This is a genomic window from Chryseobacterium gleum, assembly GCF_900636535.1.
Taxonomy (GTDB): domain Bacteria; phylum Bacteroidota; class Bacteroidia; order Flavobacteriales; family Weeksellaceae; genus Chryseobacterium; species Chryseobacterium gleum.
The window spans coordinates 910,953-936,666 of record NZ_LR134289.1; the positions used below are offsets into that span (position 1 = coordinate 910,953).

Consider the following 25,714-nt stretch of genomic DNA (forward strand, 5'->3'; position numbering starts at 1 on the left):
TTTCTTAAATAATAGAGTTAAAAAAATTAATAGGTTAAAGTAACACCTGCACCCCAGCCCAGTTCATTATCATAGTTTCCGGAAACAGATAACCATTTTTGAAGAATATACCTCACTCCGGTTGAAAACTCACCGTCTGAATTAACGCTGAAATTTCCCCTCAGCCTTCTGGAAAGCGGTATATCTTCACGGCTCAATTCCAGTAATACTTTTCCGTTTTGGTCCACACTTGCGTCAGCAGTAATCAACATTGGCAGCACATACTGCATACCTACTATAAATGCGAACTTGTTTCTGGAGGCTTTCTGCTGTCCGAACCAGGTCTTTTTGCCATGAAAATCCATTCCCAGATTTTCTGCCATCTGTCTTTCCATGATCTCATGATTCTTCTGAACCCTGATTCCTGCATAAGGTAATGCCCATTGAAATTTTCCTAAGAAGCGTCCTACTTTTACACTTCCTTCAAAATGATCAAAATTCCAGTTGGTATGAAACTCATTAAGGTTAGCCCATCTTGGCCCAAACATGGTCATGGTCTCTGCATGAATCTTATTGCTTGCCACATCCAGCATTGCCATAGAACTCGTCATTTTATTGTCCTGTATAAAGTTTTTCCAGGCTAATTTTCTATTCGGAAGCTGTGGATTGGGTTTTGAATTTTCATAGCTGAAGACTCTTCCCATTCCCGCCATCATATGGTATAAAATATGGCAGTGGAAAAACCAGTCTCCATCCTGATTGGCAGCAAATTCTATCGTTACGGTTTCCATCGGCATGATATCCACTACATTCTTCAGTGGAGAATATTCTCCTTTTGAATTGATCAATCTGAAATCATGACCGTGAAGGTGCATCGGGTGACGCATCATAGAATTATTATACATCTTGATTCTGAGAACCTCTCCTTTTTTGATCAGAATTTTATCCGTCTCTGTTACGGTTTTATTATCCAAAGTCCACAGGTAATGGTTCATATTCCCTTCCAGCGTAAATTTCATCTCACGGATGCTGTCTGTGGGAAGAATGGTTTTTTCAGGAGATTTTAAAATATTGTAAGACAATCTTTTGATGGCTTTTTCTTCCTTCATATCCATGCCTGAGTGTTGGGAATGATCTTCCTTCTTGTCTTCCTTCGTTTTCACGCCCATCATCTCATTAATGTGCTTCATTGTAGTTTTTCTTTGATTTTCAGATAATTCCGGATACATGACTTCATTCATATCCATCATCTGATTTCCCATCGTCATATTCATAGGCTTCATATTCCCGCTCATTTCCATCATTCCGTTCATCATTTTCATTCCTTCAAAAAGCATAAGCCTTGGAAGATTGGGAGCTTCAACCTTTTCACCGGAACCCAGCCAAAGGGATGCGTGTCCTATTCTGTCTTCTGAGGTCGCCCGGAATTCAAAGCTTTTATTTTCAGGGATGGTCACTTCAATATCATAGGTTTCGGAAACTCCTACAATCAGACGGTCAACCTCTACAGGTACCACATCATTCCCGTCATTTCCCACTACTTTTATCTTTCCGCCTCCATAATTCAGCCAGAAATAGGTAGAAGACCCTCCATTCGCAACTCTAAGCCTTACTTTGTCACCAGCTTTTAAATTGGAATAATCTGAACTTGGAGTACCGTTAATCAGAAATTTATCGTAATAAACATCACTTACATCCATTGCTTCCATTCTTTTCCATTCATTCAGGGCTTTTGTTCCCAAATTCCCGGACTTAATGGCTTCCCAGTAACTCTGTACCGCATTTTTCTTTACAGCATACCAGTCTGTATTCGCCATATGAAGCCTTCTTGCGATCTGCATCGGATCATCATCGCTCCAATCTCCAAGTAATACCGGAATTTCAGCATTGTACTCCGTTTTCGGTTCGCCTTCTCTTTTTTTAAAGACCAGAATACCGTTCATTCCTATCTGTTCCTGAAGAGCTTCGTGAGAATGATACCAATAGGTTCCGTTTTGAGAGATTCTGAATTTATATAAATGGGTATCTCCAGGTTTTACAGGCTTTGTGGTAAGATATGGAACACCATCATGTTCATTAGGAAGAATCACTCCGTGCCAGTGCAATCCGGTATTTTCCTTAAGCATATTGTGCAGATAGATTTCAGCAGTGTCACCTTCTGTAAAATACAAAGTAGGAGCTTGAAGTTTCCCGTTGATTGCAATAGCCCTTCTGTTTTTTCCTGTAAAATTGATAATCGTATCTTTTACATACAGATCATAACGAACTGTTTTTCCTCCGAAAGTAATTCGCCCGTTTTCTGAATTACGTTTTAGAACAGACTTTTCTTCTTTTGTTTCAGCGTCTGTGTGACGGGAATGATCTTCTTTTTCTACCAGATCCATCCCACATTTAGGGCATTTTCCAGGTTTGTCTGAAACCACCTCTGGGTGCATCGGACAGGTGTAAACAGTTTGAGCTTGAGTTAAGACTTTTTTCTCAGGTTGAACAGAAGGCTTTATTATTTTTGCTTTCTCAACCTTAGCTGTTTCCTTTACTTTATTTGCCTTATTTATTTTTGTTTCTGGAGATTTTGTTTTAATCTCTGTAGGGATCGCTTTCGTTTCCGGTTTTGCTGCTACTTTGGATTTTATAACTGCTGTTTTTTTCACAAGAGTCATTCCGCATTTCGGGCAGTCTCCAGGTTTTGATGACACCACTTCCGGGTGCATCGGGCAGGTATAATACGTTTTTGTAGTTTGTGCGAAAGTAAAAACAGAGAATAAAAGCACCAGAAACATTATTAATTTCTTCATAACATTTCGAACTTTTAGAAGCTGCATAGCTTAAATTTAATTATAAATCAAGCTATACAACTTATTGTTTTTAAGAACAATACAAGAATTAATTAATTTCTGACTTTACACTCCCGCAAGTAAGCATAGATTTCCCATAATATGGATTAGCGATCTGTTTTTCATCGCTTAGCCAGCTTCCATCTGCCATTGGGCAGTATTGTACATATACCGGCTTTTCAGAAAGCTTAAACTCTTTGGTCAAGGCAATCATATTGTCTGAAAGGTTGAAAAAAGTTTCTCTTTGTGCTGCCACGGTTCTTGCTTCAGAAATAGCAGAGGCATCTTTTCTGAGAATATTAAGATCTCCTTCAGATACAACTTTATAGTCTATGGCTGAAGCTGTTTTAATAAATTCGTTTGCTGCTTTTGATGTTTTATCTGCGTCATCTGAAGCCAAAGCTGATTTGATAGCGATATAGTTCTGATACAGCTTAGAGACCTGAGCATCCTTTTTAGATTGGGCTGCTACTGAAATAATTGAGAATAAAGATAAGGCTGCTGTGATGATATATTTTTTCATTGTTTTAAATTTTAGAATTAATTTTTAATAAAGAATAGATAACGCATCAGTAAATGCGTCAGGACATGTCGCCCGTAACGGTATACAATTGATGATACCGGAAACGACTGACGGATTCTAAATTCTAAAATTACAATGATTGATGTAGATAGGTACCGGCCTGTATTCGGGCGGCGCATTGATCTGGATCTGAGTAAATTTGGTTGCCGAAAAAGACTTATCAATAACGGCAAACTGATGTTTAACCGGAACTTCTGAAATCTGGCCTAAAAAGTCAATTTTAAGCAGATCTGATCTCTGGGAATCATCTACTTTTACTACTTTGATCTCTGTTTTGCAACATCCTTTTTTATCTTTAACACCGCATTTTGCACAGATACCATCTGTTTTCTGGCTTACAGAAACAAATTCTTTCATGCAATAGTGAATGCTAAATGCCGCTCCGGAAGAAAACCCGAAGTAGAAAATAGAAAACAATATGGCAAGAATCTTTTTCATTGGTAGAACAAAGTTAAAAATATCTGTAATATGGTTGTTATAAAATTTGGTAATGTTGTTATAAAATTCGGGAAATAAAAAATTTTCAGAAATTAACTTTTCAACTATTCCATTTCAACCTCAATTGTCGCTTTCTCATTTTTAATATTCTCTTTGGATTATAAATGCTTCTGAAATTCTTTTCATTCCAATTTTATGGTAGAAATTTAATGCATCTTCTGAAGAATGGAGAATTATTTTACATTCTTTTCCTGCGTGTTCTTTTGTTATTTCAATTAATCTTTTCCCAATATTTAAATGCCTGAATTCTTTGTTTACACAAATATCAGATAAGTAACAACTAAAGTCGCATAGTGACCGGGCAATACAGACTAATTTATTTTCTGACCAGGCAGATACAACAAGGTTTGCATTATCAAACATTTTTTGTAAACGAAAGTCATCATCCATGTCAATAATTGGCAAATAATCGGACATGAATAATAAATCTTTAATTGTTTTAATTTCTATCTTTTCGTTTATTTTAAATATAATATTGCTCATAAAATTTCTATTAACCTTCAAATTTACTTATTCCATCAATATAATTATACTTTACATTTATAATTAACTAATTTAAAATCAATCAATTGTTGTTATTATATTGTACATTTTGAAAAATATGGGTTATCAGAGAAACCGTAGTTAAAATTTCAGGCAAATAAAATCCTCTGAATTATTTTCAGAGGATCTTTTATTTTTTATCTTCTCACAGATAAGTCTGATTGAGTGGATTTTACAGTTTAAATTCCAGCTTCACATTGAAGAAACGCCCTGTAAGACGTACCGGAACAGGATACATGTAATTGGTATTGTAATCTGTAATCCATTGGTTTGCAACAGTGTTGTTTATGTTAAATGCGTTGAAAACCTGAACTCCTAATGTCAGTTCCTCGAAATTACCCCAGAAACCGGATCTCTTATTTTTTTCTTTCGGATCAATAAATACCTTTGTCAATCCTAAATCTACCCTTTTATAAGAAGGGAGAGTCTGCTGATAATTATACGCTGAACCAAAATCCGGCTGTCCGTTGCTGTTGAACATCACAGGCGCTCCTGTAGGTAATCCCATAGCATAGACTAAAGTAAGGTTGACGCGCATAGACGGGAAACTTGGCATATAATCCTGATAGAACATGGCAAACCTCAACCTTTGGTCTGTAGGTCTTGGAATATCTCCTCTTCCATCAATATTTTCATACACCCTAGCATAACTTGCAGACAACCAGGAATCTACACCAGGAACAAATTCCCCGAATAATCTTGTATCAATACCATAAGCATAACCTTTGGAATTGTTCTGTCCGGAATAACGAATTCTTACGTTATCCATATAATACGGGATCAGATTATCCAGTTTCTTGTAATAAAGTTCTGTAGTCAGTTTAAATGGTCTGTCATACATCTGGAACTCATAATCATTGGCAAGAATAACCTGGATAGAACGCTGCGATTTTATGTTAGAGTTAAAATTACCGTCTAAATCCTTAATCTCTTTATAGAAAGGTGCCTGATAATAGATTCCACCTGAAATTTTGAACAACATATCACTGTCCCAATCAGGCTTAATCGCAAACTGGGCTCTTGGAGAGAATATCGTTTCTTTATTGAAACTCCAGTTGGCAACACGTACTCCGGCATTTACAAATACTTTACTGGCTCCCCAATAGAATTTCTGTGAATACTGTGCATATGCAGAAAGTCTTGTAGGCTCAATATTGTTTTGCCCGGCGATATAATACGCAAGTTTAAGATCACCAGTCATTCCTGTTCTCGGATCAATAATTTCAGGTCTTGGCAGGCTGTACCCTGCAGAATCTACAACCTTCCATTCATTGGTAAGATCTTTCAGGTTTTCTTTTTCATATTTAAATCCAACCTCAAAGTCGGTATTTACATTGGGCGAAAATTTGGCCCTGAACTGGGTTCCATAGGTTCTTACAAACAGGTCATTTCTTGCATGTTCTATCTGTCCGCCGACGTCAAACGATGTTACCGGCTGCTGCGTCACAGGATCAAAAGTCTGCAATTCATATCCTGAATTGATTGTGTAATATTCTCTTTCTCTGTTCTGATAGGCAAAAGCATCCAATGTAAGCTTCCATTTGTCGGCTGGCTTATAGTTCATAGAGAATGTACCCATCATATTTTTATACTGGTCATTTTCTTTACCCGCATACCCTATATCCACCGTAATAGGCTGCTGAAGACTTCCGAAAGTAACACTTTTTGCTCTGGGAATCATCTCATAATCATTTTTGGAATAATACCCAATGAATGACATAGAGAATTTATCACTGACATGATAATCCAGATAAGACTGGAAATCCCAATAGGTCGGGTTAAAGTCTGTATCTTCCTTCAGAGTGTTAAGAACAAGATTGGTATTTCTGTATCTTCCGGAAAATAAGGCTGTAAACTTTTTATTTTTTGAAGCCAAACCTGTTGTCAATCTTCCACCTATTAAACTTGCTTCTCCTGAAACTTCAAATTTTTCAGGCTCACGATAATAGATATTTAAAGCAGAAGACATTTTATCTCCATATTTAGCTTCAAATCCTCCTGCAGAGAAATTCACTGTAGAAACCATATCGGGATTGATGATACTCATCCCTTCCTGTTGCGAGTTTCTGATCAGGAAAGGTCTGTAAATCTCAATATCATTAATGTAGATAAGGTTTTCATCATAGTTTCCGCCACGAACCATATATTGGGAAGACAGCTCGGTATTGGAGTTTACGGAAGGTAGTGTTTTAAGCAATCCTTCAATTCCACCATTAATAGAAGCTACTGATTTGGCTTCTTTCGCTGAAATTCTTACGTTGGTAAGATCATTTGTTCTTCCTGTTGCTTTTTTCTGGAAGACAACTTCCTCTATATCGGTTACTTTAGTGGTCGCTGTATCTTTTTTTCTTTGTTGGGAGAAAATCAGAAACGGGACCATAAGGCTTAGCGGTAAAACTAGTTTTTTCAAAAGAAATGTTTTAGAATTTCTAAAATTAATGTTTTTTTAACAATTACAAAATCGATTCTCTAATTCTTGTCAATTTTTGTAACAAATCTTCTAATAAATCTAATCTTAACATATTGGCACCATCAGATAATGCGGTTTCCGGTGTAGGATGTGTTTCGATGAAAATTCCGTCTGCTCCTACTGCAATTCCTGCTTTAGCAACCGTTTCAATAAGGTCTGGTCTTCCTCCTGTAACCCCTGAGCTTTGATTAGGCTGTTGCAAGGAATGTGTAACATCCAAAATAACAGGTGCATATTCTCTCATCGTAGGAATTCCTCTGTAATCCACGATAAGATCTGTATATCCGAAAGAATTTCCTCTTTCAATAATAGCCACTTTCTGGTTATGGGAATCTGTTACTTTCTGAACGGCAAACTTCATCGCTTCCGGCGAAAGGAACTGTCCTTTTTTCAGGGTAACACATTTTCCTGTTTTTGCTGCAGCGATCAATAAATCGGTCTGGCGAACAAGGAATGCAGGAATCTGCAGAACATCCACATATTGTGCTGCCAATGCCGCATGCTCATTCTCATGAATATCTGTTGTAGTAGGAATATTGAAGGTCTCTCCTACTTTTTTAAGGATTTCAAGAGATTTTTCTTCTCCAATGGTTGTGAAAGAATCTACACGGCTTCTGTTTGCTTTTTTGAAACTTCCTTTGAAAATGTATGGAATATTATATTTATCCGTAATACTGATTACTTTTTCAGCGATTCTTAGTGCCATATCTTCTCCTTCTATAATACAAGGACCGGCAATAAGGAAAAAGTTTTTTGAATCTTTGTGCGAAATATTATCTAAATACTGAATCATTTTTGTTGTCATTAAAAGTTCAGTAAAAATACTGAGAAAGTTTCACAAATGGAAATTATTTGATTGCTTTAACAGGCTATGGCTGCAATAGTTTTTGGCTTTTGGATTTCTTATTATTTATTGATAGATGCTTCGAAAGGCTCAGCATGACAACCCTAATCCTAACTGTTAATCGGCACTGGATAAGTTATAAGTGATAGATGCTTCGACAAGCTCAGCATGACAACTCTAATACTAGCTGTTTTATTAATGTGAAAATTATAATACAAAGTATAAACCATCAATGTACAAAAACCTACGTCGAAGCCACATTATATTAACGTTATTTTTTAGCGGTGTCATGCTGAGCCTGCCGAAGCATTGCGATAATTATTTAGAATTTCTTAAAATTTTCTCATGCCTGTTCACCTTCCTGCTGGTAAACTGATCTTTAAAACTTTTTTGTCCAGTACTTTCCAAAGGTAGAATCTATGTAATTTTTGTAAACAATTCCACTGTTTGCAGATTAAAAAATCAATAGGAACGGGCTTTAGCCCGTTTACAAATAAAACAAACAGCCATTGGCTTCAGCCAAAACCTAAAAATAATCAGAAAATATTAAACCCAACTATGGAATATTTTACCCCATCTTCTTCAAGACCTTCTCAAACGTATTCACATTTCTGCTGGTAAACTGATCTTTAAGGCTCTTTTTACCTAATACTTTTCCAAAGGTAGAATCCAACGTATTTCCTTTAGGAACCTGCCAATAAAATATACCATTAACAATCGCAGCTTTTTCATTTTCATCCTGAGCCGCTTTCTGAAACTCCTCCATCAGAACCTTTTCCACACCCGGCATTCCTATAAAGCCATAAATGTGAAATGTATCATTCTTTTCAAAAGGAATACTGTTCCACAACACTTCTACTTCTTCCTGAGATCTCACAAACAAAAATGCTTCATAAGAAAAATGCTCTGACATTGCTTTTTCCAGAATTGTCTTTAATTCATCACTATTTTTATCTGAAGAAAACACAATATTTCCGGACGCCAGTATTGAGCTCACCTCATTCATGCCGGCATCTTTAAAGACCTGGCAGACATCTGCCATTTTCATGTTAGTTCCTTTTACGTTGACGCCACGGAGAAAAGCACAGTATTTCATTTTTTAGGGATTATATTGGGTTTGAGAGTTTGAGGGTATTAGAGTGAAAGAGTTATTATAAAACTTTTTTTCTGAATGCTTTCAATTTTTAAATATTTTAATCTTTTAATCAACTCTAATGTACAAATTATAGTCTGTTCCGGAAGGTTTCAGGTGGTAAATTTTTTCTAAAATCTTATTATCGCTTTTCAGATGATCCTTAACCCGGAATTCCTTCAATAGTTTATAATGGGTTTGATAATATCTTGAATTCTCATTATTGCCCTCATACAGGTTTTTGTAAGAGAGAAGATATTTCGGTTTTCTTGTTTTTACTGTATTGATCCAATAATTTACTTTATCCTTTTTAATTTCTTCCTGAATCTGTTTATCTACCAATCCCACCTCATCTATCGTTTTTAATCCTGAAAAATAAGGAACATATCCTGCCGGCTCAAGCAGAATCCATTGGTTTTTGTCTTTTTCATATTGATTTAAAAAAACACCTATCGTTCTTCTGTAATTCCATTCTCCATTTCCTGTAGCAATAGAATGAACGGTTTGAAAAACAAGCATCGGGAAAATATAGAATATAATCAATAAGGACAGCCAAAGATTTCTTCTCTCCTTCTGCTCCAGTACAAAAATAAGAACGGGAACGAAAAGTAAGATCTGCGGAACCCAGTAATACCAGTCAAATAAGCTTTTTTGAGAAATAAAAATAATCTGTTTTACCCATCCGAAGATAAAAATCATCCACAAAAAGTAATTTCTCTTTTCTCTCTGTCTGATCAGATAAATAAAGCAAAGCAGCTCAAAGATCAATACAACTATGGTGACAGGGTTAAAATCTCCGGGAACTTTCAGCATTCCCCAGAAGTTTCCGAAACTCTTAAAAAAGTAACCAATATGCTGCTGGATCGTAAAGTCTTCACTATAAAGTAGCTTTTTTGCCGTAATGGTATTGTTCACCAGTTCACCAAAGTAAAACCAGTTAAAAGCTACTGTTGATAAAACACCCAGAATTCCGCCAAAAATGTAATTCCATCTGATTTTTCTGTTCCAGAATACATCTACCAGAAATACAATTCCCAGGAATATTACCGTATCGATTCTGGTAAACATTATTAAGACCGGAAGAAACGTCAATACCCATTTCTTTCCTTTGTGGAAGCCATAGTATAACAATGACATTTCAAGAAAGAACAAAATTCCATACTCCATTCCAAGAATTGAAATTTTAATGGCCGGAGGTAAAATACCGATCAGGAATATGAAGATCACTTTATGCCAGGGGTTTTTAAGCACCAAATGGGACAGCAATAAAGTTCCTGTCGTAAACAATATGGAATTAAAAATCAAAAGAGGCTCAATAAAGTTCTCTTTTCCAAAAACAAGGTTGAAAAAATAAGATACAAAAACATACAAATGTGTTGTAGATGCAGAGATTTTGGTATCCCCATTGAACCCGATCACACCATAATCCAACAAATTCTGAGCAACTCTCCAGGTAATAAATGCATCTTCCTGGATATAATGTGTCAGTAAAAAAAGGAGTTTAAAAGCAACTGTAGCAATTACGGCATAGATTGGGAACCTGCTATTATTTGTTTCAGCCATTATGTATTTTTAGTTTCACAAATATAATCTTAATATTCAGGATTCCCAATAATAAAAAAAACGGAACCGAAGTTCCGTTTTAAAGTGTTTTTATTTTGTCGCTTTGATAATCGCGTTCGTGATCTGACTTTCTTTTTCTTTTGAATAAGTAGAATCATAAGGTTCCATGACATCAAATAAGTACTGATAGAATGGCGTGATCTGCTGTACATTTTCAGACTCTTTCATTGCCTTATCTCTGCCCATTTCCTGAAGATCTTTGATAAACACATTGAACTTCTTATCAATAGGCTCAATGGATTTTACCAGATAAGCATATGCTTTTTCTTTCTGTCCTATCCTCGTGTAAGCATCTGTTACTGCAGAAACGACAAGAGAATATTCCATAGGTTTTGTTCTCATTTGTCTTCTCAGGTAGCTTTGGTCTGCTTTGGAAAGGCTTAAATAATAATCGTATTCTTCAAAGATTCCTTTTTTAAGTACTTCTGCAATCTGAAGACCTTTCTGCTCCTGCCCTGCAATGATGTATCCTGAAACAATTGAACTTAATGAACGTGGATCATTATATTTCTCTGCCGGAATTTCTTTTGCTGCAAGATCCAGAATTTCCAATGCTTTAGCTTTCTGTCCGCTTAATGCAAGGGCTGCCGCCGCTCTGCTCGCCGACATTCTGTAGCTGATGATATTAGAAGTTGCCGTTTCATCAAAGTGAGCATTTAAGTTTTGAAGTTCCCCCATCTGAAGTTTTTCACCACATTATAAAGAGAATTGGCATCTACTCTTCCCATATCGCCATCAGCTGTCGGAGGCGTTTGAATAGGAATTAACCTGTAACTGAATCCGTCAAACTGAAGATAATCATTCAGATAGAAAATATTCTCACTGTCATAAATACCTCCTGATGAGAAGTTGATAGGACGCTTCCAGTCGAAGTTCGCTAAAAGATCCATTAAAATCAGGTTATTCTTATACAATGTGTTTCCTTTGTAAGTAATCATGATCTGATTAGCAACATTCGGAAGGTCTTCTTTGTTGATAATCCCAGCTTTTAAAGCATTTTCTTTATTGACAGGAAGAATGAATTTGTTTACCGGAAGGATATTGTATTTTTCAAATTTCTCTTCTCCGAAATACATTTTCAACAATTCGTCTTTTTCAGGAGATTTGAATTTGATGAACTCAATCGCCTGTTTCAATGTTAAAGAATCCTGAGTAAGGTATTTTCTGAAAGACTGGAATTCAGTTTCAGGAGCTCCCTGTTCTTTCAGCATAGAGAATACACCTTCCCAATCTTCTTTCTTCATCATATAGATCTGATCGTTTACCCCATCTCTGTAATCTTCATGTGTTAGCTGGCTAGGGATTCCCATCGCATTGTAAGTTCTTCTTTTGATCTGGTCAAGGTTCCAAGGAGTTGAAGCCAGGGTAAAGTTAACCACCTTTACATCATCTCTGAATCTTTCTGTTTCCTGAATTGCCCAAACCGGATAAGTATCGTTATCACCGTACACGAAAAGGATATCGTTTTTCGGTAATGATTTTAAAACGGAATACGCATAATCATACGCTGTATATCGGTTGCTTCTGTCGTGAACGTTGTAGTTCTGGAAGCCCATCATAAAAGGTACTCCTAATAAAACCACTCCCAGAGCAATGTTGGCTCCGTTTGATTTTACTTTAGATTGCAGGAACCACAAAATTGCTCCGGCTCCCATACCGATCCAGATGGCAAATGCGTAGAATGAACCTACCATTGCATAGTCTCTTTCTCTCGGCTCAAAAGGCTTTACTCCTGTATAGAAGATAATTCCTACACTTGTTAAAATGAATAAAGACAACAATGCATAGAATCTTCCGAAGTCTCTGTTTAATTGGAAAAAGAATCCGATTAAACCTAAAATTAATGGAAGGAAGAAGAATTTCACTGTACTTTCATTCTTAAACTTCGCAGGCATTTTATCCTGGTTTCCTACCACAGCATTATCGATAAAAGGAATTCCGGAAATCCAGTTTCCTTTTGTACTTTCCATGTTTCCTTCAAGGTCATTCTGTCTTCCTACAAAGTTCCACATCAGATATCTTACAAAGTAATATCCGTTCTGGAAAGTGATGAAATAATCCATATTCTGAAGAAACGAAGGCTTCTGAACATTGATCAGGTTATAAGGTTTTACCTTCAGATAATCTGAAGCGGTAATCGATTTATCTTCATATTTTGCTCTCAGCTCATCAAAGATCTGCTTAGCCTGCGGATTGTCTGCCACATCTTCGTTAGCATAATTGAATGTAAAATCAGGAGCACCATACATCGAAATATAGTTCGCCATTACATCCTTATCTTCGTTAAACATTCTCGGCATTAAGCTTACCTGAGACTTGCTGAATACATAGTTGAAACGGTCTCCGGTTTTTCTATATGTTCCGGTTTTTTCATCTTTTTCGTAGATTTCACCGGTTTTTTGTGTCTTGAAGCTTCCGTCCTCATTTTTCTCAATTCCGTTAGCATCCAAGAATGCAGTGTAATTCTGCCCGTAAATTGTTGGCCAATCACCGTACTGCTCTCTGTTATAATAATCCAGCATACCAATTGCAGTATCCGGATCATTAAGGTTCATCGGCGGATTGGCGTTTGCTCTGATTGGGATAACCATCCAGCAGGAGAATCCGATCATCATAAACACCACAGACAGTGCAGCCGTCTGATAGATGTTTCTTTTTGCTTTTCTTGCATACTTGATTAAGAAATAGCAGATCACTACCATCAAAACAAAAGCAGCAATTGTTCCGGAGTGAAAAGGAAGTCCAAGACCATTCACGAAGAAAATCTCAAGTCTTCCGAACATCGTCATAATCAGAGGGAAAATAATTTTGAAAACAATAATCAAAATTCCCAATGTGATAAGGTTTGCCCAGATAAAGTTTTTCCAGGTAAACTTATAATTTCTTGCATAATATACCAGACATACTGCAGGGATCGCCAGCATACACATCATATGCACTCCCACAGAAAGTCCTAAAACGAAGAAAATAAGAATGATCCATCTTTCACTGTTTCCCGCTTTATACTCATTCTCCCATTTGGTGATCAACCAGACCAAAAGCGCGATAAACATAGAAGCCATAGAATAAACCTCTCCCTCTACTGCTGAGAACCAGAATGTATCTGAGAACGTAAAGCAAAGTGCTCCTACTGCTCCGGCAAATAAAATAGAGATTTCCTGATGTTTCGTAATTTCTTCAAAATCTTTGTTCAAAAGTCTTCTCACAAAGTGGGTAATCGTCCAGAACAAAAATAAAATAGTCAGCGCACTGAACAATGCAGACATCGCGTTGATCACGATGGAGTAATTTTCGCCTTTCCCTAATGCAAAAATGGCTGCCACGGCACCCACTATCTGAAATAAAGCAGCTCCGGGAGCGTGCGTTACTTCGAGTTTTACTGCAGAAGAAATGTACTCGCCACAATCCCAGAAACTGAAATTGGGTTCTATGGTGGACAAGTACGTGAAAAACGCAATGACGAAAATCACCCATCCTGAGACGGTGTTCCATTGCCTAAAAGTCCAATTTTTCATAGTATTAAATCAATTATGCGAAAATAAGGCTTTTATCTTATTTTATGCGGGTTTTAACAAAATTTAAAAATTTTGGCGTAGTATTTGCGATTATACTCGTGTCAAAACTGAAAATACGAAAATAATTTTTTACAAACTATGCCCTAGAAATCAAACAAAAGTTTAGTAATTATTTATTTTTTTGTATTTTTGCAGTCAGATTTTTATTGAAAATAACAAATAATGAGTAATGTTTACGATAATATCCTTGGCCTGATAGGACATACTCCTATGGTGAAGCTAAATACTGTTACAAAAGATATTCCAGCAACCGTTTATGCCAAGTTAGAATCATATAATCCTGGACATTCCACCAAAGACCGAATCGCACTTCATATTATAGAGAACGCAGAGAAAAAAGGCCTTTTAAAAGAAGATTCTGTAGTTGTAGAAACTACTTCCGGTAATACCGGGTTTTCTATTGCGATGGTATGTATCATTAAGGGATATAAATGTATTCTTGCAGTAAGTGATAAAACAAAACCCGAAAAAATTGCTTACCTGAAAGCATTGGGAGCGACGGTGTATATATGTCCGGCCAATGTACCGGCTGATGATCCCAGATCATATTATGAAGTAGCTAAAAGAATCGCTAAGGAAACTCCTAATTCTATTTACATCAATCAATATTTTAACGAGCTTAATATTGATGCACATTATCAGACAACAGGTCCTGAGATCTGGGAACAGACACAAGGTAAGATCACTCACCTTTTTGCCTGTACAGGAACTGGTGGAACATTATCAGGTTCGGCGAAGTTTCTGAAGGAAAAAAATCCGGATATCAAGATCATCGGAGTTGATGCAGATGGTTCTATTCTAAAGAGCTATCACGAGACAGGAGAAATTCACAAAGAAGATGTACATCCTTATCAGATTGAGGGAATGGGTAAAAACCTGATCCCTTCTGCCCTGCTTTTTGACAAGGTAGATGAGTTTGTAAGGGTAAATGATGAAATGTCTGCCTACAGAACCCGCGAAATTGCTTTAAAAGAAGCGATCATGGGTGGCTACACTACCGGAGCTGTAACACAGGGACTAATGCAGTATGCCCAGTCTCATGAACTTACAGAAAACGACCTGGTTGTTTTAATTTATCCTGACCATGGCTCAAGATACATCACTAAAGTATACAGTGATAAATGGATGGCTGAACAGGGATTTGTCAACAACTGTGTTCACAACTATGACGAAGTTTTCAAAACGGAGTTTATCAAATAAGAACGAATAAAATCACGATACAAATAAATAAAGCCTTTTGCGTATTCAGACAAAAAAGGCTTTATTACTTAAAAATTACGATACAATGTTGGATATTTTTGAAAGAATAAAAGAAAATCCAGGACCACTTGGACAATTTGCAGATTATGGTGAAGGCTATTTTATTTTCCCAAGATTAGAGGGACCTATCGGCCCTAGAATGCAGTTTCAGGGTAGAGAAGTAATTTTCTGGAGTGCCAATGACTATTTAGGGCTGTGTAATCATCCTGAAGTAATTGAAGCGGATGCAAAAGCGGCGGCTGAATATGGAATGTTCTACCCGATGGGAGCAAGAGCAATGTCCGGAGAAACAGACCAGCACCTTCAGCTGGAAAGAGAATTGGCAGACTTCGTAAAAAAAGAATCAGCATATTTATTGAACTTCGGTTACCAGGGAATGGTTTCTACTATTGATGCCCTGGTAAGCAGAAATGATGTAATTGTTTATGATATGGATTCTCATGCCTGCATCGTGGATGGAGTAAGACTTCATTCAGGTAAAAGATTTACCTATAAGCACAACGATATGGCAAGTCTTGAGAAAAACCTTCAGAGAGCAACTAAGGTAGCTGAAGAAACAGGAGGAGGTATTCTTGTGATTACAGAAGGGGTTTTCGGGATGAGAGGCCAGCAGGGAAAAATCAAAGAGATCTGCGACCTTAAGTCAAAATACCAGTTCAGATTATTGGTAGATGATGCTCATGGTTTCGGAACACTTGGTAAAACAGGTGCCGGTGTGGGTGAAGAGCAGGATTGCAACGATCAGATTGATGTGTATTTCTCTACTTTTGCCAAATCAATGGCTGGTTTCGGAGCATTCCTTGCGGGTGACAAAGAAATCATCAGATATCTGAAATTCAACCTGAGATCACAAATCTTCGCAAAATCCCTTACCATGCCAATGGTGATCGGAGGTCTGAAAAGACTGGAACTGTTGAGATCAAGACCTGAGATCAAAGCTAAACTTTGGGAGAATGTTTACAAGCTACAGAACGGACTTAAAGAAAGAGGATTCAATATTGGAGACACCAATACTTGTGTAACTCCGGTAATGATGCAGGGTACTCCGGTAGAGGCTACTCTATTGGTTAAGGATTTAAGAGAGAATTACGGTATCTTCACCTCTGTGGTGGTATATCCGGTCATTCCGAAGGGAATGATTCTTTTAAGACTTATTCCTACCGCTTCTCATACAGATGCAGAGATTAATGAAACTCTGGCAGCATTTGAAGCAATTCATGATAAATTAGTAGGTGGCTACTACAAAGAGCAGGAACAAAAATTACTGCAGGAACAGGGATTAAGTTTTAAACCGATTTAATTCATCAAAATAAAAGAAAGCCACTGAATCAATCAGTGGCTTTTTTGTTTAATAACTATAAAAGCACATGAAACTTAGAGGTTACGCACTGGGAATTCTGTCGGCTGTTTCATATGGCCTGATTCCGATTTTTATCCTGCCTGTTAAGCAGGCCCACTTTTCAATGGATATTACGCTGTTTTACAGATTTTTCTTTTCGGCTTTAATGGTGGGAGGATATCTCGTGTATTCCAAAGAAAGTTTTAAAATCAATAAAAGAGAAGCCTTAATACTGGCTGTTCTTGGAGTTTGCTATGCTCTTTCTTCGGAGTTTCTGTTTTTGGGATATGATTTCCTTACGCCAGGAATTGCTTCTACCGTTTTATTTATTTACCCTGTTATTGTTGCATTGCTTATGTTTTTCTTCTATAAAGAGAAACTGGCAAAATTATCAATAGTTTCTTTACTTCTTGCTTTTGCCGGGGTTATTGTTTTATGCTTAAAAGGCAACGGGCTGGAAATCAATTTTACAGGATTGGGAATTGTGATGCTCAGTTCACTTTTTTATGCTCTGTATATGGTGATTGTCAACAAATCAAACATTAAGGTTTCAGGGTTTAAACTCACCTTCTATTCTATGTTTTTCACCTCCATGTTCTTTATGAGCAAAGCTGCAATGGCTGAGGCATCCTTCGTTATTCCTTCTGCAGAGATTTTCATTAACTTTTTCATTTTTGCATTTCTCACAACGGTAATCTCCAGTCTTTGTCTTGTATATGCTATTAAATATATCGGATCAACCCCTGTCGCTATTCTGGGGGCGCTGGAACCGGTTGTAGCTGTTTTGATCAGTGTCCTGATATTTCATGAAAAATTCACCAATAACTTATTGATCGGAATTACACTAATCCTCTTAGGGGTTACTTTAAATGTAATTACGGATCGTAAAAATCTGAATCATGCCTAAACTGAAATGTTATCAATAAGGACCATATCATTCAAATAAAAAGTAGCTATTTGTATCTATTATCTGATTGAAAAAATTCAACAATTCATTACACCCTCTGGTATAACAAAATTTATCTGACTATATTGCATAGGTCTATTGATAGGTGTTCCCCTTCTATAACAGATAAATGCATTGATTATAAAAGCCTATGAAAGAGTTGCAGAAACTTACTAAAGATCAGTTATATAGTAGAATTAAAGAGAAATCAGAAAACTTATACAACGTCACCCGTGAAGCTCTTGAAAATAATTTTTTCAATGAAAGCACTTTAGATGAAGAAAGCATTGCTGAATTTCTTGAAATGCTGGATGATGAAATTGCAGAAAAAATAAAAGAAGCCTCTCTGCAAACCAATCATGAAAATGATGTCCCCGAAATTGTCCTCACAGAAAGTGAAAACAATACATCTCTCGAACTGATTACCAAAGAAGGCGAAGGATATAAAATTGTTCTCATAGAAGGTGATCTTCATTTATCCGGAAAACTATATGTTGAAGACTATATAGTTCTTATTGTAACCGGTAATATAGAGGCAGAAAATATAATCATCAACGGTTCTTTATACTGTTCAGGAACCATTACTGCCAGAGTATTGTTCGGAGCGTCTGGTAATGATAATGAAACCTATACCGGAGGCAGTATTATGACCGCACTTATTGCAGAAAACGGGCATTACACTGTAGCTGAAGGAAATATTTACTCCAGATATTTAATCAGCTTTCATAATGAAATAACCGGGAAAACCGGAAAATTCATTGAGAATATCAGCCTGGAAAAACCCAGTGAAATGGTATTGTTGAATCCTGCGATTCTTGATCAGGACGGATATTTCGATGAAGATGCTTTTTTAAGCTTTATTGAAAATAGTGCTCCGGATCACTTATTTATTAAACCGGCTGATTTGTTTTGAGACAGAAATTGCAATAAGCCGGAACTCTAAAGACTTTTCCTCACTGTTTATAATCAGGGGGAAAAATTTTTTTCTAAAAAAACTTTGGAATAACTTTGCAAAAATTTTCTGTTGAAAGACCTGCTTCTTATTACTCCGCCTTTTACCCAACTTAATACTCCTTATCCTGCCACGGCTTATATTAAAGGGTTTCTAAATACCAAAAATATTTCCAGCTATCAGGTAGATCTTGGGATCGATGTTATTTTGGAATTATTTTCTAAAGACGGAATCCAGAAGGTTTTCAATAAAGAAATTGATCTTCAGAATACCTCTGAAAATTCCCAGAGAATTTATGCTTTAAGAGAAGAGTATTTAAAAACGATAGATCAGGTTATCCCTTTTTTACAGGGAAAAACACCAACATTGGCAAGACAGATCTGCAGCATGAACTTTCTTCCGGAAGCTTCCCGTTTCAACCAGCTGGATGATATGGAATTTGCTTTTGGAAATATGGGACTTCAGGATAAAGCCAAACATTTGGCAACGCTCTACTTAGAAGATATTTCCGATTATATTGTAGAAAATATTGATCCTGATTTTGGTTTCAGCAGATATGCAGAACGTCTTGGAAAAAGTGCCAATTCTTTTGATGAATTATATTCTAAGTTATCTGGTGAGCCCACCTTTATTGATGAGTTTACTTTGAAAATTCTTCAGGAAAAAATCGAAGCCGTACAGCCTAAACTGGTTTGTTTTTCAATACCTTTTCCGGGGAATCTGTATTCCGGTTTCAAATGTGCCCAATGGATCAAAACGCACTACCCTCACATTAAAATTGCGATGGGAGGAGGTTTTCCCAATACAGAATTAAGAGAAGTTAAAGACCAGAGAGTTTTTGAGTTTTTCGATTTTATTACTTTAGATGATGGCGAACTTCCGTTGGAACTGCTTCATCAGAATTTAGAAATCCCTGCGGAAGAAGCTGAATTTAAAAGAACTTTCCTTCTCGAAAATAATGTAGTTGTTTATAAGAACAATTCTAAAAGACATGATTTTAAACAGTCTGAAATAGGAACTCCCGATTATACAGATTTAAAACTGGATCAGTATATTTCCGTTATTGAAATCGCCAATCCCATGCACAGTTTATGGAGTGACGGAAGATGGAACAAACTGACAATGGCACATGGATGCTACTGGGGAAAATGTACCTTCTGCGATATTTCTTTAGATTATATCAAGATCTACGAACCTATTTCTGCTAAAATTCTGGTAGATCGGATTGAAGAATTGATCAGAACAACCGGCGAAACAGGATTCCATTTTGTAGATGAAGCGGCACCACCTGCTTTAATGAGAGAAGTAGCTCTGGAAATTCTCCGAAGAAACCTGGTCGTTACCTGGTGGACGAATATCCGTTTTGAAAAAAGCTTCACCCGTGATTTATGCTATCTTCTGAAGCTTTCAGGATGTGTGGCCGTTTCCGGCGGGCTTGAAGTGGCCAGTGACCGATTGCTGAAATTAATTGATAAAGGAGTTTCGGTGGAGCAGGTTGCTAATGTAACCAGAAATTTTACTGAAGCCGGAATTATGGTCCATGCTTATCTGATGTATGGCTACCCTACTCAAACCGTTCAGGAAACTGTTGATTCATTGGAAATGGTCAGACAGATGTTTGAGATGGGAATTCTTCAAAGTGGTTTCTGGCATCAGTTTGCTATGACAGCACATTCGCCTGTTGGAATGAACCCGGAAGATTTTGGGGTTGTTCCCGTAAAGCAGGAAATCCTGTTTGCCAATAATGATGTGGATTTTAAAGATAAAACCGGAATCGATCATAACAAGTTTAGTTTTGGATTAAAGAAATCTCTGTTCAACTATATGCATGGAGTCAATTTTGAATTGCCGCTCCAGGAATGGTTTGATTTTAAAATTCCGAGAACAACTATTCATCCGGATTATATTCACGACTGTCTTTTGGAAGATGGGCAGTTTCAATTGAAAGTGAATTCAAAAGTTGTCTTTTTAACCAAAAACGTAATCGCTGAGAATCGCGTAAAAAATAAAAAGAAATATTCCGGTACATATACGCTGCTTACATTCCACTTAAAAACCAATATTGTAAAGATTGAACTGGAACAGGAAAAAGCTGAATGGCTGATGAATGTGCTGGAAGAAAATGCAATTGAAAATTCTAAAAAACCTACAGTTCAGCAACTTAAAAATAATTTTGAGGAAAATTTTGAAGATTTTGAACTGTTCTGGTTCTCAAAACCAATGCAGCAATTGAAGGAAAACGGAGTAATTTTAAGTTTATAAAAATTTCCGTTTTTTTCTCAGGGATTTTTGTAATTGCAGAATTCTTTTGATTTTTTTCTGAACGAATAACACCCGCTTGAATTTTAATTTCCCACAGATTTCGCGGATTTGCACAAATCTTAATTTTAAGATAGAATCTTCTATTTATTTTATCATAACTAAGAAATCAAATCCAAATTTCTAACTATTATAAATAGAACCGCAAAATATTCCCCTCCTCCGGAGGAGTGGCGAAAATTCAAAGAATTTTTGACGGGGTGGTTTAAAAGTACAATTATATAGGTTTGGCTAAAGCCGGATGAATTTAATCCATAATAAAAAAACGGGCTAAAGCCCGTTCCTATTGATACGAAAATATTTTTCTTTTTTAATCAGAGCTTTAATTTGGAGTCTCCTTTGATACGGTACCTACAGAAACTTTCTCCTGAACTTTAATAAAATTAGGATCCATGATCGCCATACGTTCTGCTAAGGCTTTATAGGTCGGGAATTTCAGAATAGAAGCTCTCCCCGACATTTCCCTGTAAATAGTAAAAGATTTGCCTCCGGCTGTTTTAAGCTGTTTTGTGGTCGTGATATACCTTCCGATAAGCTTGCTTTTGGCATCATAGATTTCAATATCTATAGGTGTTTTATCCATAATCGTATCTTCAGATCCAAAGCTTACAGGTAAATTGGTAAAATACCCTACAGGAACACCATTGCTGAGAATCTCTCCTACTTTATTGACCTCAATATTCATCTTGTCTATTTTCTTTCTGATCGCATAAGCATCTTTTGTTTTAGCGTCCAGTTTCCTTTTCGGAACATTGGAAAAAAGCTCATCAAGATTTTTGACATTGATGCCTTTGTTATCAATGATCTTAAGATCTTTCACTGAAGTAAAAACTGCAGATTTTTCTTCTCCCGAAAAAGCAGATGGTGATGAATAGTCAACTTCTATAGTTTTATCCCTGTTGTATACCCTGTTGATACTGATATAGCTGTCCCGTACGGAATCAACAATACTTTTATCAATAAACTTTATCGTGTATATCGGGGTCTCCTTCAGATCCATAAAAGTATATTCGCTGGATTTGTTGGATAGCTTAGCCACCGGAATGCCGTCTATATTAATAATTCCCCTCTTGGTTTTGATATTCTGAGCATAGAGGAAAACACTCAGAACTGTAAAGAATATGATTATACTTTTCTTCATAAAATCAGACTTTTACATCAATAAAAAAAGTGTAACACAAAGTTACACTTTCTTGAAAATATATTTAGCTTTTCATTTAATTATTCACAAAGGATAATGCCTTTATTATGATTAAATTCTACAACACCGCTTTTGATAGCATAAGCAAAAACAGAGTCTTTTCCAGATTCTTTCGTGAAGTTTTTAGCAAAAGCCTCATCAATAGAATTGGCAAAAAGCTTTACATCACCTCCTACCAAAGAAGAAACAATTCCTGCGTGGTTTTTCATGATGTGGAATTCACCATTCTTTCCAGGCAGTAATACTGAGTCTACTTCACCTTCAAAAACTACGTATTCTGGTGTTAAAATTTTTATATTCATAGAAACAAATTTGAAATTTGATGTTTGAAATTTGAAATTACTCATCGAATCTCAAATTTCAAATCTCAAATTGTTAATAATTTATGCGTTTTCAGCCAACATTTTTTGTCCAGCTTCGATAGCTTCTTCGATAGTTCCTTTCAGGTTGAAAGCTGCTTCCGGTAAGTGATCTAATTCACCATCCATAATCATGTTGAATCCTTTGATGGTATCTTTGATGTCTACCAATGATCCCGGGATACCTGTAAACTGCTCTGCTACGTGGAAAGGCTGAGATAAGAATCTCTGAACTTTTCTTGCACGGTATACAACCGCTTTATCTTCTTCAGAAAGTTCTTCCATACCAAGGATCGCGATGATATCCTGAAGTGCTTTATATCTTTGAAGGATTTCTTTTACTCTTTGAGCACAGTTGTAGTGATCGTGACCAATAACTTCCGGAGCAAGGATTCTTGAAGTAGAAGCCAATGGATCTACCGCTGGATAGATACCTAATGAAGCAATCTTTCTGTCAAGTACCGTAGTTGCATCAAGGTGAGCAAACGTAGTTGCAGGAGCCGGGTCAGTTAAGTCATCCGCAGGTACGTATACCGCCTGTACTGAAGTAATTGAACCATTTTTAGTTGAAGTAATTCTTTCCTGCATCGCACCCATCTCAGAAGCAAGTGTAGGTTGGTAACCTACCGCTGATGGCATACGACCAAGAAGTGCAGATACCTCAGAACCAGCCTGTGTAAAACGGAAGATGTTGTCTACGAAGAAAAGTACGTCTCTACCTTGTCCGCTTTCTCCACCGTCTCTGTAGTACTCAGCTAAAGTAAGACCAGAAAGTGCTACTCTTGCTCTTGCACCTGGCGGCTCGTTCATTTGTCCGAAAACGAATGCTGCTTTTGAATCTTTCATCGCTTCTAAATCTACTTTAGAAAGATCCCAACCTCCGTTTTCCATAGAGTGCATGAAATCATCACCATACTTAATGATACCTGATTCCAACATCTCTCTTAAAAGGTCATTTCCTTCTCTCGTTCTTTCACCTACTCCGGCAAATACTGAAAGACCTCCGTGTCCTTTTGCAATATTGTTAATCAACTCCTGGATCAATACTGTTTTACCTACACCGGCACCACCGAACAATCCAATTTTACCTCCTTTTGCGTAAGGCTCAACTAGGTCGATTACTTTAATACCTGTAAATAAAACTTCTGCTGAAGTTGATAATTGATCAAATTTTGGAGCTGGTCTGTGAATTGGAAGACCACCATCCTTAGAAATATCTTGAAGTCCGTCGATAGCATCACCAACAACGTTGAATAGTCTTCCGTTTACAGCCTCTCCGATTGGCATCATAATAGGATTTCCGAATCCGATTACATCTTGTCCTCTCTTAAGACCGTCAGTAGCGTCCATTGCAATACATCTTACTGTATCTTCGCCAATATGTTGTTCTACCTCTAAAACTACTTTTTCACCGTTTTCTTTTGTAATTTCTAACGCGTCATAGATTGCTGGAACAGCTTCCACATCTGTGAAGACAACGTCGATTACCGGACCAATAATTTGAGAAATTTTACCTTTAATTTGGTTTGCCATTGCTAAATTTTTTCTTGGTGCAAATATAGTGATTCTTCATAAACCCGCAATTGGTAAAAAAAAGATTTTTATCATGCTTTTACAAATTTACCAATACAGCAATTTACCTTTCCCACACTCATATTTTCCCTTCCGGAAATATTGATACATTGTTATATTGATAGATTGTTACATTATATCTATATTTGCAATCAAAATTTTTCCGTTTTGAAAGTTTTCAAGAATTTTACAGATTATTCCTCACAGAAGCCTTTAGCATTATCTTTAGGAATGTTTGACGGGGTACATCTCGGACACAAAAGTATTATCGATGAACTGACTCAAATAGGTACAGAAAACAATCTGGAAACTGCTATCCTCACTTTCTGGCCGCACCCAAGGTTTGTTTTTAATCCGAATGAAGATTTAAAGCTTCTGAATACCCTGGAGGAAAAGAAACAGCTTGTGGAGAAATATGGCATTGATAATCTGTTCCTGAAAGAATTTGATGAAGAATTCAGAAATCTGACCGGAGAAGAATTTGTACGTCAGATTTTAGTTGATAAGCTTAATGTAAAATATCTTATTATAGGCTACGATCATTCTTTCGGAAAAAACAAAAGCGGAAATTTTGAGCTCCTTCAAAAATTGTCAAAAGAACTTGGTTTTGAAGTTGAACAAATGGAGGCCATCAATATTCATGAAAACAACATCAGTTCCACAAAAGTGCGTAATGCACTTTTAGCAGGCAATATTCAGGAAGCCAATGAAATGCTGGGATATTCCTACTCTGTTTCCGGAACTGTGGTACATGGCAAAAAAATCGGAAGAACAATCGGATATCCAACGGCTAATATTGATACGGAATCTATCAAGCTTTTACCTAAAAAAGGAGCTTATATTGTAGAGGTATTTGTAAAGGGCAACCAATATAAAGGAATGCTGAGCATTGGAACCAACCCGACTGTAAATGGAGAAAAACTGACTGTGGAGGTTTATATCCTTGATTTTGATGAGGATATTTATGATGAAAAGATTACGGTAAGTTTCAGGGATTTTCTTCATGATGAAATCAAATTTGAAGGTCTTGACAAGTTGATTGAAAGGCTGGATGAGGATAAGAAAATAACAGAAGAATTCAATTTTTAAAAAGTTAAGGCTATTCTCACCGAATAGCCTTTTGATTTATTTCAATTCTTTTAAGTAGATTTTCTGAGTTTCATTATCCAGTTTTACATTCGGAAACTGCTTGTCATAGTCAATAACAATATCACCTTTTTCACCGGCTTTACCATTGCCGTCAGAATCCCAGCTTATCGCCACATAGTATTTTGCAGGGCCTGCAGGCTTTGGATTAATCTTGCTTTCGGCATCTTCCGGTATAGGCAGATTGATGGTGAAAGGTACCGACTTCTGCTCATATTCCTGTTCTGTAATTAATGTGGCAGGCGCGTCAGCCAGTTTTTCGTCTACTCCGTATAAACTGACTTTGAGCAGGGCACTTTTTATGGTAAATTGATCTGTCCCTGAAAATTCTATTTTAAGAGTTCCGGGAGATTTTTCAGTAGCTGATACAGCAGAGTCAGTTTTTGTATCAGTGTTTTTATTTACCGGCTTGGTACAGCTTGTCAGCATCAACGTTCCGGCTGTTACGAATAATAAAAGGTAATTTCTCATTTGTTATTTATTTTATTACTATTTAATATATATTTCACTATCGAAAGATAACAAATACCATACCCTGT

The 25,714-nt window shown here is 36.7% G+C and carries 18 protein-coding genes and 1 pseudogene; 6 read left to right on the forward strand and 13 right to left on the reverse strand.

Features of this window, described 5'->3' with window-relative positions:
- Positions 1-26 precede the first annotated feature (26 nt).
- From EL165_RS04195 to EL165_RS04235, 9 genes and pseudogenes are all read right to left on the reverse strand, one after another.
- Positions 27-2,759, reverse strand: a complete 2,733-nt coding sequence (locus EL165_RS04195; protein ID WP_185097078.1) for a multicopper oxidase domain-containing protein — start codon at positions 2,757-2,759, stop codon at positions 27-29.
- Positions 2,760-2,862: 103 nt separating this feature from the next.
- Positions 2,863-3,336, reverse strand: coding sequence for a DUF3347 domain-containing protein (locus EL165_RS04200; protein ID WP_002979270.1), 474 nt, complete (start codon positions 3,334-3,336; stop codon positions 2,863-2,865).
- Between the two features lie 117 nt (positions 3,337-3,453).
- Positions 3,454-3,834, reverse strand: coding sequence for an HYC_CC_PP family protein (locus tag EL165_RS04205; RefSeq protein ID WP_041461477.1), 381 nt, complete (start codon positions 3,832-3,834; stop codon positions 3,454-3,456).
- Positions 3,835-3,975: 141 nt separating this feature from the next.
- Positions 3,976-4,377: a GNAT family N-acetyltransferase gene (locus EL165_RS04210; RefSeq protein WP_002979268.1), complete on the reverse strand. Its 402-nt coding sequence runs from the start codon at positions 4,375-4,377 to the stop codon at positions 3,976-3,978.
- Positions 4,378-4,609: 232 nt separating this feature from the next.
- A complete protein-coding gene (locus tag EL165_RS04215) occupies positions 4,610-6,847 on the reverse strand; it encodes a TonB-dependent receptor plug domain-containing protein (protein WP_041461476.1) in 2,238 nt (745 codons plus the stop codon).
- 43 nt (positions 6,848-6,890) lie between these two features.
- Positions 6,891-7,700 (reverse strand): 3-deoxy-8-phosphooctulonate synthase, encoded by an 810-nt coding sequence (kdsA, locus tag EL165_RS04220; RefSeq protein WP_041461757.1) that lies wholly within the window; start codon positions 7,698-7,700, stop codon positions 6,891-6,893.
- A 619-nt stretch (positions 7,701-8,319) separates the two neighbouring features.
- Positions 8,320-8,847, reverse strand: a complete 528-nt coding sequence (locus EL165_RS04225; protein WP_002979264.1) for a DUF1697 domain-containing protein — start codon at positions 8,845-8,847, stop codon at positions 8,320-8,322.
- Positions 8,848-8,952: 105 nt separating this feature from the next.
- Positions 8,953-10,446, reverse strand: coding sequence for a hypothetical protein (locus EL165_RS04230; RefSeq protein WP_002979262.1), 1,494 nt, complete (start codon positions 10,444-10,446; stop codon positions 8,953-8,955).
- Positions 10,447-10,536: 90 nt separating this feature from the next.
- Positions 10,537-14,021, reverse strand: a pseudogene (locus EL165_RS04235) (glycosyltransferase family 117 protein).
- 222 nt (positions 14,022-14,243) lie between these two features.
- Between EL165_RS04235 and EL165_RS04240 the strand changes: the two are divergent.
- From EL165_RS04240 to EL165_RS04260, 5 genes are all read left to right on the forward strand, one after another.
- Positions 14,244-15,281: a PLP-dependent cysteine synthase family protein gene (locus EL165_RS04240; protein WP_002979259.1), complete on the forward strand. Its 1,038-nt coding sequence runs from the start codon at positions 14,244-14,246 to the stop codon at positions 15,279-15,281.
- Positions 15,282-15,369: 88 nt separating this feature from the next.
- Complete coding sequence (locus EL165_RS04245) at positions 15,370-16,641, forward strand: aminotransferase class I/II-fold pyridoxal phosphate-dependent enzyme (protein WP_172617008.1); 1,272 nt, start codon at positions 15,370-15,372, stop codon at positions 16,639-16,641.
- 67 nt (positions 16,642-16,708) lie between these two features.
- A complete protein-coding gene (locus EL165_RS04250; protein WP_002979256.1) occupies positions 16,709-17,587 on the forward strand; it encodes a DMT family transporter in 879 nt (292 codons plus the stop codon).
- Between the two features lie 190 nt (positions 17,588-17,777).
- A complete protein-coding gene (locus tag EL165_RS04255) occupies positions 17,778-18,539 on the forward strand; it encodes a bactofilin family protein (protein WP_002979254.1) in 762 nt (253 codons plus the stop codon).
- Between the two features lie 111 nt (positions 18,540-18,650).
- A complete protein-coding gene (locus EL165_RS04260) occupies positions 18,651-20,840 on the forward strand; it encodes a B12-binding domain-containing radical SAM protein (protein ID WP_002979252.1) in 2,190 nt (729 codons plus the stop codon).
- Positions 20,841-21,219: 379 nt separating this feature from the next.
- On the opposite strand, the gene EL165_RS04265 is transcribed toward EL165_RS04260, so the two are convergent.
- The 3 genes from EL165_RS04265 to atpD form a co-directional block, all read right to left on the reverse strand.
- Positions 21,220-22,038: a hypothetical protein gene (locus EL165_RS04265; protein ID WP_002979250.1), complete on the reverse strand. Its 819-nt coding sequence runs from the start codon at positions 22,036-22,038 to the stop codon at positions 21,220-21,222.
- A gap of 80 nt (positions 22,039-22,118) precedes the next feature.
- The gene (locus EL165_RS04270; RefSeq protein WP_041461756.1) at positions 22,119-22,400 is read right to left on the reverse strand and encodes a FoF1 ATP synthase subunit delta/epsilon; all 282 of its coding nucleotides are present in this window, start codon (positions 22,398-22,400) and stop codon (positions 22,119-22,121) included.
- Between the two features lie 81 nt (positions 22,401-22,481).
- Positions 22,482-23,990 carry a F0F1 ATP synthase subunit beta gene (gene atpD / locus EL165_RS04275; protein ID WP_002979246.1) on the reverse strand — a complete coding sequence of 503 codons (1,509 nt, stop codon included), beginning with the start codon at positions 23,988-23,990 and terminating at the stop codon, positions 22,482-22,484.
- A 207-nt stretch (positions 23,991-24,197) separates the two neighbouring features.
- Between atpD and EL165_RS04280 the strand changes: the two genes are divergently transcribed.
- The gene (locus EL165_RS04280) at positions 24,198-25,118 is read left to right on the forward strand and encodes a bifunctional riboflavin kinase/FAD synthetase (RefSeq protein ID WP_002979244.1); all 921 of its coding nucleotides are present in this window, start codon (positions 24,198-24,200) and stop codon (positions 25,116-25,118) included.
- Positions 25,119-25,154: 36 nt separating this feature from the next.
- On the opposite strand, the gene EL165_RS04285 is transcribed toward EL165_RS04280, so the two are convergent.
- Positions 25,155-25,646: a hypothetical protein gene (locus EL165_RS04285; RefSeq protein ID WP_041461475.1), complete on the reverse strand. Its 492-nt coding sequence runs from the start codon at positions 25,644-25,646 to the stop codon at positions 25,155-25,157.
- Between the last annotated feature and the right edge of the window lie 68 nt (positions 25,647-25,714).